Annotated in this window: 17 protein-coding genes and 1 riboswitch; of the genes, 12 read left to right on the top strand and 5 right to left on the bottom strand. The window is 66.1% G+C overall.

Annotation, left to right across the window (positions count from 1 at the left end):
- Positions 1-8: 8 nt before the first annotated feature.
- Both K7711_RS20835 and K7711_RS20830 read left to right on the top strand, forming a co-directional pair.
- The gene (locus K7711_RS20835; RefSeq protein WP_222971090.1) at positions 9-443 is read left to right on the top strand and encodes a hypothetical protein; all 435 of its coding nucleotides are present in this window, start codon (positions 9-11) and stop codon (positions 441-443) included.
- Between the two features lie 4 nt (positions 444-447).
- Entirely contained in the window at positions 448-1,584 is a 1,137-nt protein-coding gene (locus K7711_RS20830; RefSeq protein ID WP_222971089.1) for a cation:proton antiporter, read from the top strand.
- Positions 1,585-1,997: 413 nt separating this feature from the next.
- Here K7711_RS20830 and K7711_RS20825 read toward each other — a convergent pair whose 3' ends face one another.
- From K7711_RS20825 to K7711_RS20815, 3 genes are all read right to left on the bottom strand, one after another.
- Positions 1,998-2,393 carry an RNA-binding S4 domain-containing protein gene (locus K7711_RS20825; protein WP_222971310.1) on the bottom strand — a complete coding sequence of 132 codons (396 nt, stop codon included), beginning with the start codon at positions 2,391-2,393 and terminating at the stop codon, positions 1,998-2,000.
- A gap of 31 nt (positions 2,394-2,424) precedes the next feature.
- On the bottom strand, positions 2,425-3,048 hold the full coding sequence (locus K7711_RS20820) for a C40 family peptidase (RefSeq protein WP_222971088.1): 624 nt from the start codon (positions 3,046-3,048) through the stop codon (positions 2,425-2,427).
- An 81-nt stretch (positions 3,049-3,129) separates the two neighbouring features.
- Positions 3,130-3,296, bottom strand: a riboswitch (cyclic di-AMP (ydaO/yuaA leader).
- A 336-nt stretch (positions 3,297-3,632) separates the two neighbouring features.
- Entirely contained in the window at positions 3,633-3,926 is a 294-nt protein-coding gene (locus K7711_RS20815; protein ID WP_222971087.1) for a hypothetical protein, read from the bottom strand.
- Between the two features lie 168 nt (positions 3,927-4,094).
- On the opposite strand from K7711_RS20815, the gene K7711_RS20810 reads away from it, so the two are divergent.
- The 6 genes from K7711_RS20810 (at position 4,095) to K7711_RS20785 (ending at position 11,629) form a co-directional block, all read left to right on the top strand.
- Entirely contained in the window at positions 4,095-5,279 is a 1,185-nt protein-coding gene (locus K7711_RS20810; protein ID WP_222971309.1) for an ATP-binding protein, read from the top strand.
- Positions 5,280-5,775: 496 nt separating this feature from the next.
- Positions 5,776-6,738, top strand: a complete 963-nt coding sequence (locus K7711_RS20805; protein ID WP_222971086.1) for an alpha/beta fold hydrolase — start codon at positions 5,776-5,778, stop codon at positions 6,736-6,738.
- Positions 6,739-6,922: 184 nt separating this feature from the next.
- On the top strand, positions 6,923-7,213 hold the full coding sequence (locus K7711_RS20800; protein ID WP_040829203.1) for an Rv0250c family protein: 291 nt from the start codon (positions 6,923-6,925) through the stop codon (positions 7,211-7,213).
- A gap of 859 nt (positions 7,214-8,072) precedes the next feature.
- Entirely contained in the window at positions 8,073-8,900 is an 828-nt protein-coding gene (gene sdhC / locus K7711_RS20795; RefSeq protein WP_222971308.1) for a succinate dehydrogenase subunit SdhC, read from the top strand.
- 39 nt (positions 8,901-8,939) lie between these two features.
- Entirely contained in the window at positions 8,940-10,880 is a 1,941-nt protein-coding gene (locus K7711_RS20790) for a fumarate reductase/succinate dehydrogenase flavoprotein subunit (RefSeq protein WP_222971085.1), read from the top strand.
- A 2-nt stretch (positions 10,881-10,882) separates the two neighbouring features.
- The gene (locus K7711_RS20785; RefSeq protein ID WP_222971084.1) at positions 10,883-11,629 is read left to right on the top strand and encodes a succinate dehydrogenase/fumarate reductase iron-sulfur subunit; all 747 of its coding nucleotides are present in this window, start codon (positions 10,883-10,885) and stop codon (positions 11,627-11,629) included.
- Between the two features lie 472 nt (positions 11,630-12,101).
- Here the strand turns inward: K7711_RS20785 and K7711_RS20775 are convergent, their stop codons facing one another.
- Together K7711_RS20775 and K7711_RS20770 are read right to left on the bottom strand one after the other, a co-directional pair.
- Positions 12,102-12,308 (bottom strand): DUF397 domain-containing protein, encoded by a 207-nt coding sequence (locus K7711_RS20775; protein ID WP_222971082.1) that lies wholly within the window; start codon positions 12,306-12,308, stop codon positions 12,102-12,104.
- A gap of 56 nt (positions 12,309-12,364) precedes the next feature.
- The gene (locus tag K7711_RS20770; protein ID WP_040829383.1) at positions 12,365-13,270 is read right to left on the bottom strand and encodes a helix-turn-helix domain-containing protein; all 906 of its coding nucleotides are present in this window, start codon (positions 13,268-13,270) and stop codon (positions 12,365-12,367) included.
- Between the two features lie 325 nt (positions 13,271-13,595).
- Here K7711_RS20770 and K7711_RS20765 point away from each other — a divergent pair, with 325 nt between their 5' ends.
- The 4 genes from K7711_RS20765 (at position 13,596) to K7711_RS20750 (ending at position 16,071) form a co-directional block, all read left to right on the top strand.
- Entirely contained in the window at positions 13,596-13,910 is a 315-nt protein-coding gene (locus tag K7711_RS20765; RefSeq protein WP_040829211.1) for a hypothetical protein, read from the top strand.
- Positions 13,901-14,104 (top strand): hypothetical protein, encoded by a 204-nt coding sequence (locus K7711_RS20760; protein WP_040829212.1) that lies wholly within the window; start codon positions 13,901-13,903, stop codon positions 14,102-14,104. Before K7711_RS20765 ends, K7711_RS20760 begins: the two co-directional genes overlap by 10 nt.
- Positions 14,101-14,430, top strand: coding sequence for a hypothetical protein (locus K7711_RS20755; protein ID WP_222971081.1), 330 nt, complete (start codon positions 14,101-14,103; stop codon positions 14,428-14,430). Before K7711_RS20760 ends, K7711_RS20755 begins: the two co-directional genes overlap by 4 nt.
- Positions 14,431-15,084: 654 nt before the next feature.
- Positions 15,085-16,071, top strand: coding sequence for a DUF4190 domain-containing protein (locus K7711_RS20750; protein WP_222971080.1), 987 nt, complete (start codon positions 15,085-15,087; stop codon positions 16,069-16,071).
- Positions 16,072-16,098: the final 27 nt, after the last annotated feature.

Here is a 16,098-nt window from a genome sequence, read left to right as displayed (position 1 = left end):
GAGTATCGATGGCGACCACCAACCCCGTGCGCTGGCTGGACGAACCAGAGAAACACGACTATCCGGCGGCGGCCGACTATCTCGAACTGCTCGCGGACCCGGATACCGTGTCCACGTTGCTCGATCGACTGGGCAGTGCGCCGATCGTGCACAAGAAGGCCAAGGACATCCTGCGCGCGGCCGGGCTCGCCCTGCTGCCGCCGGACAATCCGCACGTCCGCGCCGATCTCGGCAAGATCCTGGCCGGTAAGGCGCTGTCCCCGATCCTGCTGGTCCAGGGCGATCTGACCACCGGAACCCCCGCCCAGATCGCCGACGGCTACCACCGCGTGTGCGCCTGCTACCACGCGGACGAGAACATCCCGATCCCCACCAAACTCGCGGCTCTGGGCGACCTCGGAGAAGGGGACCCCGAATCCGGGAAGAAGAAACGGAAGAAATAGGGCGGTGAGCTTCGCGACTCTCGCGCTGGTGCTGGCGCTCGGCCTGGTCGGGCCGCTGCTGTCCTGGCGCGAGAGCTGGCACGTTCCGGTGATCGTGGGCGAACTGCTCGCCGGAGTCGTCTTCGGCGCGACCGGTTTCGGCGTGCTCGATCCCGGCGATCCGATCTTCTCCTTCCTGGCCGATATGGGATTCGCGCTGGTCATGTTCGTGGCGGGCACCCATGTCCCGGTGCGGGATCCGGCGGTCCGCTCGGCGCTGGCGGTCGGAGCGCTGCGCGCGGTGCTGGTCGGATTGCTCGCCGCGGCGGCCGGATTCGCCCTGGCGAGCTGGTTCGACACCGGACACGGCGCGATCTACGCGGTGCTCATCGCCTCCTCCTCGGCGGCGCTGACCTTGCCGATCATCGATTCCCAAGGGTTGCAGGGCAAAACCGTGCTGGAGCTGACCGCGCAGGTGGCGATCGCCGATACCGCCTGCATCGTGGCATTGCCGCTGGTCATCGACATCTCGCAGGCCGGTCGCGCGGCGCTCGGCGCGCTGGCCGTCGCGGCGGGCGCGATCGCGCTGTTCTTCGTCCTGCGCTATCTGGACCGATCCGGACGGCGCCGTCGCGCCCACCACGTCTCCGAACAGCGAAAGTTCGCACTGGAACTGCGCGTCAGCCTGACGCTGCTGTTCGCCTTGGCCGCCCTGGCCACGCGGACGCAGGTCTCGATCATGTTGGCGGGCTTCGCGGGTGGACTCGCCGTGGCGGGAGTCGGCGAACCTCGGCGCGTCGCGCGGCAGCTGTTCGCGATCACCGAGGGATTTCTGGGTCCGCTGTTCTTCGTCTGGCTCGGCGCCCGGCTCAACCTGCGCGAATTCGCCGATCAGCCGCGGTTGATCCTGCTCGGATTCGCACTCGGCGCGGCCGCGGTGCTGGCCCACGTACTGATGCGGCTGCTGGGTCAGCCGATCCGGTTCGGCGCGTTGGCGGCCGCGCAGATCGGCGTGCCGGTCGCGGCGGTCACCGTCGGCACCCAGCTGCACGTGCTCGAACACGGCGAGGCGGCGGCGCTGATGCTGGGCGCCCTCGTGACCATCGCCGTCGCCGCATTCGCCGCGGCCTCGGCTGCCCGATCCGCTCCCAACAGCAACTGAATTCGCCCGGCGTCGACCGGATCAGTATGGACCTCATGATGTCTCGGTCAGTAGGCAAATCTCTGGCAATGCGAGTTTCGCACTGTCGAGACCTACCGAGCGGCCGGAAGACCGTCACCCGAAGGTGACCGTCCGTCGGGGTTTCGGACCGATTTCGGTGTGTCGGTGCCCGATTCGACGATGCGATGTGGCGAGGATCACTCGTCAAATTCCCGGCGGCCAGTGAACGGCTGCATCGCAAGGGAATAACCGATTGCGCGGACTGTGATCCGAAGTCGGCGCACGACGAGTGCGTCGCCTCGCGGCGACGACAAGATGGGCGTTCGGCCCGGCTTCGGGTAACGAGCAGTCGATCGACCAGAACTCGTGAAGTGGATAGGGACTTCACGGCACGCCGAACAGCATGAACATGCTCAGGACGAGTCGGTGGGGCCTCGGCCGAGCAATCGATCCGTCTCACGCCGTTCACGTTTCGTGGGCCGTCCGGCGCCACGATCACGGCGAGGCATGGTCGCCACGATCTCGGGAGGAGGTGGTGGCGGACTCTTATCGATCAGGCACTGTGCGGCGATCGCCGCACCCACGCGTTTGGTGATGACCTTCTCGACGATGACGATGCGATCGAGCCCGTTGATCCGGGCTCGCACTTCATCGCCGGGTTTGACCTGATGAGCAGGTTTGACCGCAACGCCGTTCACCTTGACGTGCCCGCCGCGACATGCGGTCGCGGCGGCCGACCTGGTTTTGAACAGCCGGACAGCCCAGGTCCAGGAGTCGACCCGGGCTGTACTCGGTTGCGTCGGTGGCAGTTTCGCCTCCAGAGCGGAACTGGGGCGAGAATCAGGCCACGCGACGCGCGGTGACGATCGAGTTGGGATCGAGGTGCGCGTAGCTGACGGTCTCACCCGACTGCGGTGCCTGCAGGATCTTGCCGTCGCCGGCGTACATCGCCACGTGGCCGCCGCCCTCCTGGATGACCAGGTCGCCGGGCTGCAGGTCCTTGAAGGCGACCGGCTTGCCGACGTGCGACTGCTCGAAGCTGGTACGCGGCAGGCTGACTCCGGCCTGCTTGTAGGCCCACTGCACGAGGCCGGAGCAGTCGAAGTTCTGCGGGCCCGAGGCGCCCCACACGTAGTCCGAGCCGATCTTGCTCTGGGCTGCGTTCAGTGCGATGTTCTGCGGCCCCTGGTGCTGCTGCACGCCGGGCAGAGCCGCGGTCAGACCGGGAATGCTGGGCTGCTGCAGGCTCTGCGGCGCCAGCGCCTTCTGCGCGGACTTGATCTGATCCGCGTGGTCCTTGATCAGGTCGGCGTGATCGGCGAGCGCCTGATTCACGGCCTTGACCTGCTGAGTGAACGACGAATCGACCGGCACATCGAAATCTCCGACACCGGGCACGTTGATGGTCTGCGCCATCGCCGAAACCGCAGGCATGGCACCGGTTGCCGAGGCAACCGCACCCATGACGAGCGCACCCTTCACGGAATTCGGGAGCCGAGATTCCCGTTGCAAACTGTGTCTACCCACCGAGCTGAGTCTCCTGTTTCTTCCACTCCACCCGCCGACCGAGTTAGCTGACGGGTTCGGGCCGGGAAGATCGGTCCTACCTCGACCGACCTCGTATAGCCGGGCGAGGATTCACCCCATTACATCTGGGTCCTCGGTTCGGCGAACGAGCTTGCGCCCGAACGCCGATTTAGCGGTGACTCGACTGGCCGTTTCCCCTACGAAGCGGCCCACTTCGTCAAGTCACGAGAAGATTACGGCTAGCGCGTGATGTTGTCCACCCCACAGCACGGCGTGTTGCACCGAACGCGGCAAAGCCCCAGGACAGGGTCCGATTCGGCGTGTCGCGCGGCGAGTAACGGAGCGATATCGGCTCGACCACAACTGTTATCGACGCGGGTGGGAACGTTATGAAGTCGGCTCTTTCCGTTATCGCCCGGCAAACCTGAGGCGTTAACAACCGCCCGCGACGAACCGTCCAGACTCCCTCGCCCACCGACCGGACCCGACCGAACGAGCGGCCGCACCCCGAAGCGGAGGGATCAGCCTCGGCCGCCGTCGCGCTCGGCGAGCGCGCGTTCCAGTTCCTCGATGCGACGCTGCGCGTCGGCCAGTCCGACCTCGAGCCGACCCAGCGCCATCACGAGCGGACCGACCGCGAGATCGGCCACCAGTTGCGGATCGTCGTAGCCCTCGCCGATCGCCTTCAGGATGTTCGTGCGAATACGCGCCGCGAGAACGGCTTCCCGCGGGACGTTCCACGATTCGACGACCTCGGCGGTACCGCCTTCGGGTACCTCGACCTGCGGCACGCCGGCATCGTGTTCCTCGCTCATGACTCTCCTGTGCCCTCGGCCCCCGCGGCGTCGCGACGGGTCACACCTGTGTCGACAACCACAAGCCTAGAGACCGTATTCCCGAGCCGCACATCCCTCGCTAGCCGCATCTAGGGAACGCGGTAGATGTCCGAAGATTTTCCGCGCGACGCACTACCGTGGAACGGCATGGACCCCGTGCGCAATCCGTACGCCCCCGGCGCCGGACAACGCCCGCCCGAACTCGCCGGGCGCACGAAACAACTCGACGCCTTCGACGTGGTGCTCGAACGCATCTCGCGCGGGCGGCCGGAGCGCAGCGTCATGCTCACGGGTCTGCGCGGCGTGGGAAAGACGGTGCTGCTCAATCACCTTCGCTCGGCCGCGCGCGCACGGGATTGGGGCACCGGCAAATTGGAGGCCCGGCCCGATCAGGAGCTGCGCAGGCCGCTGGCCTCGGCTCTGCACATGGCGGTGCGGCAGATCGCCGTGGCGCACCGCAATCTGGAGATGGTCGACGACTTCCTGGGCATACTCAAGGCTTTCGCGCTGCGCGCCACCGTCGACAAGGGGATGCGCGAGCGCTGGCAGCCGGGTATCGACGTCCCGGCGGTGACCGGCCGCGCCGACTCCGGCGACATCGAGATCGATCTGGTCGAACTGCTGATGGAGGCCGCGCAGGTGGCCCGCGACATCGGCGTCGGCATCGCGATATTCATCGATGAGATGCAGGATCTGGGCCCGGCCGACATCTCCGCGATCTGCGGCGCATGTCACGAATTGAGCCAGGAGGCAGCGCCTTTGATCGTGGTCGGCGCGGGTCTGCCGCATCTGCCCGCGGTGCTGTCGGCCTCCAAGAGCTACTCCGAACGGCTGTTCAGTTATCACCGCATCGACCGGCTCGACCGGGAATCGGCCGATCTGGCGCTGATCGCCCCGGCCGAGCGCGAGGAGGTGAAATTCACCTCCGAGGCACTGGATTCGCTGTATCTCAAGGCGGACGGATACCCGTATTTCGTCCAGGCCTACGGCAAGGCGACCTGGGATCTGGCCGCGCAGAGCCCGATCACCGCCGAGGATGTGGAGCTGGCCGCCCCCGCCGCGGAGGAGGAACTGGCGGTCGGATTCTTCGGGTCCCGATACGAGCGGGCGACCCCGGCCGAACGGGAGTACATGCGCGCGATGGCCGAACTGTCCGGTGACGACGGTCCGGTGGCGACCGCCGCCATCGCCAAGGAACTGGGTCGCCGCCCGGCTTCGCTGTCACCGGCGCGGGACGGGCTGATCAAGAAGGGGCTGATCTATTCGGCCGAGCGGGGGACCATCGGGTTCACGGTTCCACACTTCGGCCGTTATCTGCGCAGCGTCGCCTGAGGGCGTCATCCGAGACATCCGCAATGCGTCGCCGCGGCCGAGCGCTGCCGGTCGAGGCCGCACGATTCTGGAATCTACCCGTATCTAGTTGTCCCTCTAGATGAACGTAGATTCAGCTCGACAGCCCGCTCCACACGGGAATCTACAGATCTCTTGCATAAATCCTAGATGCTGATAGATTCGCTTGATAACGAATAGGTAACGCAAGGGCCGAACGTCCCGATCTCCGGGCGATGCACCCGTCGCTCCCACCTTTCGCTACAACAGTCTATGCATATCGCTAGATATGGGTAGAAAGATCAACCGTACAGTTCACGCGGCATTCCGATCGAAGATGTCGCGTACCGCCCGAGAGTCCCCGGAATACCGCCTCCGACCGCGATCGACGACCGGCCGCAATTCCACAACGTGTGGATAACGCCTGGTTGGCGCGGTTAACGCACTGGAAATCCAACTCGACAACCGGGCAAGAGCGGACTCGCACCAGGAGGACGTCATGTCCACGATCGCACTCCTCGCCGACGATCACGACGGCCGGAACGCCACCGTCAGCGCCGACGACGGCACTCCGCTCGCCGTGCGCGTCTTCGGCCCGGACGACGCGTCGCTGACCGTCGTATTCGTCCACGGCCACTGCCTGCGCGCGGACTCCTGGTCCTTCCTGCGCGAACACCTGATGCCGCACTGGGGTTCGGACACCCGCATGGTGTTCTACGACCATCGCGGGCACGGTGATTCGGGTGCGGCCGATCCGTCCACCTACACCATCGAACAGCTCGGCCACGACCTGGACGCGGTGCTGCGCGCGGTCGCGCCGACCGGACCCGTTGTGCTGGTCGGACATTCGATGGGCGCGATGGTCGCGCTCGCGTACGCCCGCCTGTTTCCCGCGGCGATCGGGGACCGGGTCGCCGGGATCGCCCTGCTCGCGTCCGCGGCCGGCGGCATCACCAGTGTCGGGCTGGCTCGCGTGCTGCATCGGCACGCGGTGACCTCGTTCCAGGTCGCGGTGCGGCGCGCGCCGCGAATCATGCAGGCGTCCAAGCAGTTCGGCGGCCGGATCCTCGAACCGATCGTGCGCGAGGCGAGTTTCGGCACCCGCGCGGTGAGCCCGCGGATGATCGCGCTGGCCACCGCGATGCTCAACGACACGTCCCTGCTGACCATGGCCAGTTTCCTGGACTCGCTGATCCGCTTCGACGAGACCGCGACGCTGGCGCTGCTGTCCGATCTGCCCGCACTGGTCTTGGCCGGTTCGGCCGACATCATGATCCCGTTCGCGCATTCGGTGGTGCTGGCCTCCCAGCTCTCCGCCGCCGAACTGGTGCGCCTGGACGGGGCCGGGCACAGTGTCATCCTCGAACGCGCCGAGGAGGTCGCGATCGCGGTCCTGGGACTGGTGGACCGTGCCCGCGCCACGATCGGAACGCCGAATCCGGTCTGCGCCATCGCCGGATGATCTTCCCGGGATCCTCCCGGGTCCGGGGAAAATCCCTGGTCCACGGCGCGTTCGAGCCAGGATCGAAAACTTCGCGTACTGTGTTGTAGATCACGATGTGCGGTCGATCACAGTAAGATCATCATCGATCGCAATCGGGGCGGCACAGCGCCGAGTCGCCCTCATACGGCTCGAGGAGGATTCGATGACACGCAGCGATATTGCGGAGCTCCACTTCGCGGTCGGGCAGCTCCAGCAGTGCATCGGCGCACTGCGCGGTCACTACGGCGACGCGCGCTCGGTCCGCCGCCTGGAGAACGACCTCGAACGGCTGCTGCTCGACACCGAGGATTTCGAGCAGGCCCCGCCGCCGGAGGTCAGTTCCCGCCGCGAGCAGGACGTCATCTACGTCCCGGACAGCAAGTCCGACGAGGCCGCGTGGATGGGCGCACAGGACGAGGGCCTCGGTTTCCACTCCCGGCCCCGCACCAAATAGATTGCTCCCCCGCCTCCCCGCGACTTCAGCGTGTCGTTGAGCGCGGGGAGAGTTGGGCTTCGGGGTGACGGTCGAGCAGTCGGCCATTTTTCGGACGTACCCGGCGAGTTACCCATGTGCCCACGAGATGAGTTGCCCATTTCCGCCATCGCGGGATCGGGTGATCGGCTTGCCGTCGGTAGCGTGATCGTGTTCGCGGACCGGCGGTACGGCCGTGTCGCTCGCCGAGTGCCATGCAGCGTTCTGCACCCTCTCACGCGGCGCGATGTCCGAGCGGCTCGGTTGCCGATTTCCGCTTGCGAAGTAGACCGGCTCCCGTCGTGAGGTGATGCCGACGGATAACTTCGGCGGCTCGGCGAACCCGCTCGCACGCGGATGCGGAGGATCGCTTCGGGGACGACATCGAAGCGTTGTCCGCAGACCCGGATCGAGCATCCCCCGATGGTCTCCGCGGTACCCGCCGACGCCCCTTCCGGTAATTCGATCTTGATATCACCCACCGCGCGGACGCTCGTCGATCATGGTCCGCGGAATTGTTGCTGGTACGTGGCGGTGTGGCCGGTGAAGTTCGGGGAGTGAAAAGTGCGAATTTCGCGGACTGGTCGAATTGTCTTGTTACTCAAGGTAGTTCGTGATTGTTGCCCGAGATTCGCCCGAACTCGCCGCGGCGGACGAAGATCAGAAAATGTGGCGCAAATCATACGAATGCAAGCGGTGCGATATTCCCGAAGCCCGTGACAGGTCATAGCTCAGGTGCCGTATGGTGCTCAGCATCACATTCGATGCCGGAGGTAACGATGATGTTCCGCGGGGCAGATAGGCGAGGCATCCTGCCGTGAGCGAGCTTGCTAGCGAACCAGTGACCACACAGCGCACAGTTTCCGAATCGGGCACAGGAGTCTTCGGCCGGGGCCGCGCGAGCATCCCGGACCGCACGCTGCGCACCGACAAATGGTGGGTCCCACCGACGATGACGGTGATCGGCCTGGCCGCGTTCGTCATCTACGCGACGGTCCGGGCCTTCGTCCGCACCGCCTACTGGGTGTCGGACTACCACTATCTGACGCCGTTCTACTCACCCTGCGTGAGTACCTCGTGCGCCGAGGGTTCGAGCCACTTCGGGCACTGGTTCGGCGCACTGCCGAGCTGGATCCCGCTGGGCTTCCTTGCCCTGCCGTTCCTGCTGCTGTTCCGGTTGACCTGCTACTACTACCGCAAGGCCTACTACCGGTCGGTGTGGTTCTCCCCGCCGGCCTGCGCGGTGGCCGAGCCACACGCGAAATACACCGGGGAGACCCGGCTTCCGTTGATCATCCAGAACTCGCACCGCTACTTCTTCTACATCGCGGTGGTCGTCTCGCTGATCAACACCTACGACGCGATCATGGCCTTCCACGGCAAGAACGGTGGCTTCGGTTTCGGCCTGGGCAACATCATCCTGCTGGCCAACGTGATCCTGCTCTGGGCCTACACGGTCTCGTGCCACTCCTGCCGCCACATCACCGGCGGGCGGCTCAAGCACTTCTCGGCTCATCCGGTGCGGTACTGGATCTGGACCCAGGTGTCCAAGCTGAACACCCGCCACATGCAGTTGGCCTGGACCACGCTGGCCAGTCTGGCGATCACCGACTTCTACGTCATGTTGGTCGCCAGCGGCACCCTCACGGACCTGCGGTTCGTGCACTGATCTCGCTCAATTCCTCAGCCTCTCAGGAGTATTCGGTCCATGCCTGAAGTCGAACGGCACAAGTACGACGTCGTGGTGATCGGCGCGGGTGGCGCCGGTTTGCGCGCGGTGATCGAGGCGCGCGAACAGGGTCTGTCGGTGGCGGTGGTGTGCAAATCGCTGTTCGGCAAGGCGCACACCGTGATGGCCGAGGGCGGCTGCGCGGCATCGATGGGCAACGCCAACGAGAAGGACAGCTGGCAGACCCACTTCCGCGACACCATGCGCGGCGGCAAATTCCTCAACAACTGGCGGATGGCCGAACTGCACGCGCAGGAGGCTCCCGACCGGGTGTGGGAGCTGGAAACCTATGGGGCGCTGTTCGATCGGACCCCCGACGGACGAATCAGCCAGCGCAACTTCGGCGGTCACACCTATCCGCGCCTGGCGCACGTCGGCGACCGCACCGGCCTCGAGCTGATCCGCACCATGCAGCAGAAGATCGTCTCGCTGCAGCAGGAGGATTTCGCGGCGACCGGCGACTACGAGGCGCGGATCAAGGTCTTCGCCGAATGCACCATCTCCGATCTGCTCAAGGACGGTGACCGGATCGCCGGCGCCTTCGGGTACTGGCGCGAATCGGGCAACTTCATCCTGTTCGAGACCCCCGCGGTGGTCCTGGCCACCGGCGGAATCGGCAAGTCCTACAAGGTGACCTCGAATTCCTGGGAGTACACCGGCGACGGGCACGCGCTCGCGCTGCGCGCCGGGGCGACGCTGATCAACATGGAGTTCCTGCAGTTCCACCCGACCGGCATGGTCTGGCCGCCGAGCGTGAAGGGCATCCTGGTCACCGAGGGTGTGCGCGGTGACGGCGGGGTGCTCAAGAACACCGAGGGCAAGCGGTTCATGTTCGACTACATCCCCGCGGTGTTCAAGGGGCAGTACGCCGAGACCGAGGAGGAGGCCGATCAGTGGTTGCGGGACAACGATTCCGCGCGACGCACCCCGGACCTGCTCCCGCGCGACGAGGTGGCCCGCGCCATCAACGAAGAGGTCAAAGCCGGTCGCGGCACCCCGCACGGCGGCGTCTACCTGGACATCGCCTCCCGGCTGCCGCGTGAGGAGATCCTCAGGCGCCTGCCCTCGATGCACCACCAGTTCAAAGAGCTTGCGGACGTGGACATCACGGCCGAGCCGATGGAGGTCGGCCCGACCTGCCACTACGTGATGGGCGGCATCGAGGTCGATCCGGATACCGGTGCGGCCGCGGTGCCGGGCCTGTTCGCGGCGGGTGAATGTTCCGGCGGCATGCACGGATCCAACCGGCTCGGCGGCAACTCGCTGTCCGACCTGCTGGTCTTCGGCCGGCGCGCCGGACTGGGCGCGTCCTCGTACGTCGACCAGCTCGCCGAACGCCCGAAACTCTCCGAGGACGATGTGGCCGAGGCCGCGAAAACCGCGCTGGCGCCGTTCGATCCGCCCGCCGAGGGCACCCCGGAGAATCCGTACACCCTGCACTCCGATATGCAGCAGACGATGAACGACCTGGTCGGCATCATCCGCAAGGAACACGAGCTGAACGAGGCCATCGAGAAGCTCGGCACCTTGCGCGAACGCTACGACCACGTCACCGTGCAGGGGCAGCGGCCGTTCAATCCGGGCTGGCATCTGGCTCTGGATCTGCGGAACATGCTGCTGGTCAGCGAATGTGTGGCGCAGGCGGCGTTGATCCGCACCGAGAGCCGCGGCGGGCACACCCGCGACGACCACCCCAAGATGGACGCCGACTGGCGCAACAAACTGCTGGTCTGCCGGGTCGACCCCGAGGACGACGCGCAGACCGTGCCTGGCGTCACCGTGACATCGGCCGATCAGAAACCCATGCGGGACGAGCTGCTCGCCCTGTTCGACCTGGGTGAACTCGAAAAGTATTACACCCCTGCTGAACTCGCCAAGCATCCGGCGGCAGGAGAGGCTTCCGCGAAAGGGGATGAGTAGCAATGGGTTACGACGCCAAGTTCCGAGTATGGCGCGGCGACAACGACAGTGGCGGCCTGCAGGACTTCACCGTCGAGGTGAACGAGGGCGAGGTCGTGCTCGACATCATCCATCGGCTGCAGGCCACCCAGGCCCCGGATCTGGCGGTCCGCTGGAACTGCAAGGCCGGTAAGTGCGGATCCTGTTCCGCCGAGGTCAACGGCCGTCCCCGGCTGCTGTGCATGACGCGCATGTCCACCTTCACCACCGACGAAGTCGTCACGGTGACGCCGATGCGCACCTTCCCGGTCATCCGCGATCTCGTCACGGACGTGTCGTTCAACTACGAGAAGGCCCGGGAGGTCCCGTCGTTCACCCCGCCTGCCGATCTGAAGCCCGGTGACTACCGGATGCAGCAGGTGGACGTGGAACGCTCCCAGGAGTTCCGCAAGTGCATCGAATGCTTCCTGTGCCAGAACACCTGCCACGTGGTGCGCGATCATGACGACAACAAGAACGCGTTCTCCGGTCCGCGTTATCTGATGCGAGTCGCCGAACTGGAAATGCATCCGCTGGATGTGGCCGATCGCCGTGATATGGCGCAGGACGAATTCGGGCTCGGCCTCTGCAATATCACCAAATGCTGCACCGAGGTGTGCCCGGAGCACATCAAGATCACCGACAATGCCCTCATTCCGATGAAAGAACGGGTCGCCGACCAGAAATACGATCCGATCGTCTGGCTCGGAAACAAGCTCTTCCGGCGGTAACCGATCAGCGTACGGCGAGGGCCCGGCCGTGGCCGGGCCCTCGCCGTACGGGAAGTACCTCAGGGGGTGTATTCGGCCCGGAGACAACGGGAATCGTCCACCTCGGGCCTGCGGGACCAGCTACAGCTGGGTCACCACACCAATGGCGACGAGCGCGACGAGCAGACCGAACAACAGTGCGGAGAACACCGCTCCGGTCAGTACGTACACACCTCCCGCCGATACCGCGAACAGCATTCCTACGATCAGACGTTCAACCCAATCGCCTGGGAACAGTCTGCGGTACCGGGGAGTGTTTTTCAGCCCTCGGTCCACATATTAGCGTTACCCATTACCCGCATGAGCAAACATACTTTTGTTGTACAACGGCCACCGATTCGTGATCTTCACCCGCGATGACCTGCAGCGAATATCCGGCAGCCGCGGAACGGACGGGCCGTATCGCTCCCGGCCCGTCCGGCGTGCGCTCGGATCAGCGATCGTCGAATCGTCCGCGCTGAACCGCCGTGGTGAACGCGGTCCAGTCGGCGGTGCCGAAGATCAACGCCGGGTCGTCCGGATTCTTGCTGTCGCGCACACCCACCCGCCCGCTGAACAGGAATGCCACCTCGACGCACTCCTTGCCGGCACCGCTGCGACTGCTCTTGAACCACCGCGCGCCCGCCAGCTCGCTGCTCATCCTCATCTCCTCAATGTCCTTTCCGGCACGAGCGAGCCCGCGGGAGTGCGGGGCGCTCACACCGCGTACTCCTTCGCGACCTGCCGCAGCAGGTTCCTACTGGTGTGAACATCCAACGCGCAGCGCAACAGAACCTCGTGGGCATGCCGATAGCGCCGCACGTCGGCTTTCCTCTCGAGATACAGATCTCCGGTGAACCCCTCCACGTACACCACGGGAGGTTCGACCGGTTGCCCCTTGCTGTCGGTCCCGAACTCGAGGATCACGAACGGACCGGTCGAAAGACCCAGGGGGACACCGGCTGCGAAGGGCAGGATGCGCAGCGTGACATTGTCCCGAGTACTGAGATCGGCCAAGTGCCGCAGCTGCGCCGCCATCACCCTTGCACTTCCGACGACGCGGCGCAAGACCGACTCGTCCAGCACCACGTCCACCGTCGCCGGATGCGCTTTACGAGTTATCAAGGCCTGCCGCTGAAGTCGTAGTTGAACGCGGCGGTCCAGTTCGGCGTCGGTGTCCTCGGGATAGCCGAGCCGGTTCAGCGCACGAGCGTAGTCGGCGGTCTGCAGCAGACCCGGCACCAGCTCGGACTGATAGGACACCAGCCGCAGCGCCGATGCCTCCAAACCCACGTAGACATCGAAGTTTTCGGGAATCAGATCACCGTAGGCGTGCCACCAGCTCTTCACCGCCGCCTGCTGGGCCAGGCCCTTGAGGCCGTCGGCGATCTCGTCCGGAATGCCGTAGATCCGGCAAAGTTCCTGAATATCTATGGTGCGTATGCGATCTGCCTGCCCCTTCTCCAGACGCTGCAGCGTGCTGGCGCCCCACTCCATCAGCCGCGCGGCCTCCGCGATGGTGAGGCCACCCTGAGTTCGCCAGTCGCGCAGGTACCTTCCGAGCTGACGCCGAGGCAGGGTCGACGACGAGGCGTTCTCGGAACTCTGGTTTTCGGAACTCACGGACACAGCACACACTCCGTTCATATCGGATGCCGCCGGCATCGAGTGCGGGTCGGAAGTACCGTGGGGCCCCCGCCGAACTACCACCACCCCGACCCGGACGTCACATCGGCGAGGGGGGCTCTCATCCACTATGGAGAATCTTCCTCCCCCAAGCGGATTCGCTGCTGGACATTCGCCTGAATTCGTTCTGGATATCCAAACCGGGGCGGTTGGGCCGCCTGTTGGTGGATGCTGGAAGTGTGCTCGGGGATAGCATCTAGTTCGAAACGGTTCCGAAAAACCTCCGGGCATCATCAGGATTCGCACGCAGGAACGAGGAGTCATGGCCGTACACGTCATCGGGTCGTCGTTGATGACCAGCGATTGCACGCCCCACCGTGCCCGCAGTGTGGGACAGGAGGGTTGGGTCGTGTCGTATCTGCCCGGCCGCACCCTGACCTGCGCGCAGGCGGTAGCTGCGCTGCAGGTTGCCGAAGCGGTGCCACCACTGCTGGACTCGGTCGGGGGATTGGCGACCAAGGTGGGCCTCACACTGTTGGAAGCACTGGGTATGGCTATCAACCAGCAGCCTTGGGACGATCAACCCGCACCTCGACGATCGGTTCGCCGATACGGGGAGGTGGCGGCATGCAACTGACCAACCTCAACATGCCGGTCGCCGGTCTGCTGCGCTGCGCCAACGATCCTGGCGTGCTGACCGTCGAACAGGCCCATGCCGCAATGCAACTGCACCTGGAGTGCTCGGTCGACCTGTGCCGGGTGCGTCGTCGCGCCCGCGCCGTGCTGGTCGAAGAGGGCCGCTGCGTGCTGGACCAGCGGGCGCTACCGTGACCGCGCTGGAACCGGCGGGCAGCCGGAAGGTGGTGCGGCTGCTCCCTCCTCCCAGCCGCACCACCCCCCGCCACGCCGCGACCGCGACCTCCGCACGCCACGCCCTGGCGCCCGGCCGCCACGCCGCCGCGGCGTATCTGGCCGCGAAGCCCGGACGGCGCCGTGAACTGGGACGTCATCGAGCTTCGCTGCCGCGCACGGCATCCGGCGCCACCGCGGCCCACACCGGTCTCAACAACTACGACCGCATGCTGTTCTGGTTCGCCGGAGCGCTGTTGAGCCTGCGCATAGCCTTCATCGGCGAAAACGTCATCGACGAGTACTGAGCTCGCCGGACGATGTGCGTCGCAGGGTATTCCGGGCCGGACGGTGTGCACGACCATGTGATCGGTCCGGATCGCCACAACATCCTCGGCCACAGTGATGACGCAGGAGTCGTAGGCGCAACTGCGCCACGTCGGCCGCGGACCACGCGGATCACTCGGTCAGCGCAGACCGGTCGGTCGGCGATCCTGGCGCAACTGCGCCATCTCGTGGCGCACGAACAGTCCGGCAATGCACCGGCATACGGTGTCCGGGCACACTCCGGGTGACGACGGCGTCTCGGTGCACGATCGCCGGTACCCGGTTGCTGCGGGTACCGGCGATCCGGCCGTGCGGGTGATCGGCGGGTGATGGCGCAACTGTGCCGTATTGCGTCACAGGACATTTCGCGACAAGGCGCGCGAATTCGCTCGACCGGAACGGCCGGATTGCTGGTTACCTGCGGCGATGGTGTGCCCGGGTCGCGGCGGAGAGGTTGCCGGGATCGATCCGGCGGATGCTCGGGGATGACATCCGACGGGTCGGCGGCACCGGCGGGCGAGAACGTCGGCAGATATCACTGACCGGGGTTGCGGGGGCGGCCAGGGCCCTTATCCTCTTCGTTATCGGGGCGGGTCCGTTGTTCGAGGTTCCTGCTCGTGTGTGAGAGGAACTGTATGGCCCGACGCAAGCAGTCCGCCGACGCGCAGGGATCCACGGCCCAGGCCTCGGGGCCCTGGCCGGTGGCCGAACCGGAAGAGGACCGGTGGGGTACCGCGCAGAACCGGCGGTTGCCGCCCGAGCCGGACGGACAGCGGTGGGACAACGGGACAACCGGACGTCACCCGGTGCAGGCTCCGGCCGCCCGCGCCGACACCGGCCAGAATCGGCGGCTGGCGCCGTCACCGGAGGGTGAACGGTGGGAGGCCGCGCAGACGCGGCGCCAGGGCCCCGCAGAGGACGACGGCTACGAGACCGGGCAGACCCGGCGGCGGGCTCCGGCCGCGGACCCCGACGAGGACTACTACGAACCCAGCAGCAGACGGCGGTCCGGGCGATTACGGGTGGAGGTGCCGCCGATCGTCAACCCGTACTCGATCGTCGCGCTGGTGGCCGCGCTGGTGGGGTTGTTCCCGGTGGCGATCGTGTTCGGATTCATCTCCTTCACTCACCCGCGCGGCCGGATGCTGGCGCTGTTCGCGCTGGTCATCGGGGCCGCGGAGGCGACCGCGCTGATCGGGCTGCTCGCGCTGTCCGGAGTTACGGTGCCGCACGATCTGTTTCGCACCCAGGCCGATTCGACGGCGGTCACGCAGACCTCGACCGCACCGGCGAACACGAGTGACGTCCCGCCCGTGCAGGTCACCGTGAGCACCGCCGCGCCGACCACCTCAGCGGACCGGACCGCGGTCGCGCAGGGCGAGGTGTGCACCGAGACGCAGGCCGCGCTCATCGGCACCGCATCGGACGGCGGCACCCTGCTGTGTTTGAAGGGCACCAGCGGATATCGCTGGGCCGGGCCCTACACCGTCTCGACCGCCGTGTACGACAAGGGCTCGAAATGCAATGCGGCCAGCGACAAGTCCGCGCGCACCGCCGACGGCCACGCACTGGTCTGCGAGGGGCAGGGGCGCAGCGCCGTCTGGGCGCCCTGGGTGGAGTAGGTCCGGCGGCCTACTCGCCGGTTCGTA

Origin of the sequence: Nocardia coffeae, from assembly GCF_019890715.1 — a bacterium.
Lineage (GTDB): Bacteria > Actinomycetota > Actinomycetes > Mycobacteriales > Mycobacteriaceae > Nocardia > Nocardia jiangxiensis.
This window is presented reverse-complemented; position numbering and strand designations above follow the sequence as displayed.

What these genes read in the sequence shown, in the direction of transcription:
- K7711_RS20835 (WP_222971090.1), top strand. Translation starts at nt 9, where the DNA reads ATGGCGACCACCAACCCCGTGCGCTGGCTGGACGAACCAGAGAAACAC.
- K7711_RS20820 (WP_222971088.1), bottom strand. Translation starts at nt 3,048, where the DNA reads ATGGGTGCGGTTGCCTCGGCAACCGGTGCCATGCCTGCGGTTTCGGCG.
- K7711_RS20815 (WP_222971087.1), bottom strand. Translation starts at nt 3,926, where the DNA reads ATGAGCGAGGAACACGATGCCGGCGTGCCGCAGGTCGAGGTACCCGAA.
- K7711_RS20810 (WP_222971309.1), top strand. Translation starts at nt 4,095, where the DNA reads ATGGACCCCGTGCGCAATCCGTACGCCCCCGGCGCCGGACAACGCCCG.
- K7711_RS20805 (WP_222971086.1), top strand. Translation starts at nt 5,776, where the DNA reads ATGTCCACGATCGCACTCCTCGCCGACGATCACGACGGCCGGAACGCC.
- K7711_RS20800 (WP_040829203.1), top strand. Translation starts at nt 6,923, where the DNA reads ATGACACGCAGCGATATTGCGGAGCTCCACTTCGCGGTCGGGCAGCTC.
- K7711_RS20790 (WP_222971085.1), top strand. Translation starts at nt 8,940, where the DNA reads ATGCCTGAAGTCGAACGGCACAAGTACGACGTCGTGGTGATCGGCGCG.
- K7711_RS20785 (WP_222971084.1), top strand. Translation starts at nt 10,883, where the DNA reads ATGGGTTACGACGCCAAGTTCCGAGTATGGCGCGGCGACAACGACAGT.
- K7711_RS20775 (WP_222971082.1), bottom strand. Translation starts at nt 12,308, where the DNA reads ATGAGCAGCGAGCTGGCGGGCGCGCGGTGGTTCAAGAGCAGTCGCAGC.
- K7711_RS20765 (WP_040829211.1), top strand. Translation starts at nt 13,596, where the DNA reads ATGGCCGTACACGTCATCGGGTCGTCGTTGATGACCAGCGATTGCACG.
- K7711_RS20760 (WP_040829212.1), top strand. Translation starts at nt 13,901, where the DNA reads ATGCAACTGACCAACCTCAACATGCCGGTCGCCGGTCTGCTGCGCTGC.
- K7711_RS20750 (WP_222971080.1), top strand. Translation starts at nt 15,085, where the DNA reads ATGGCCCGACGCAAGCAGTCCGCCGACGCGCAGGGATCCACGGCCCAG.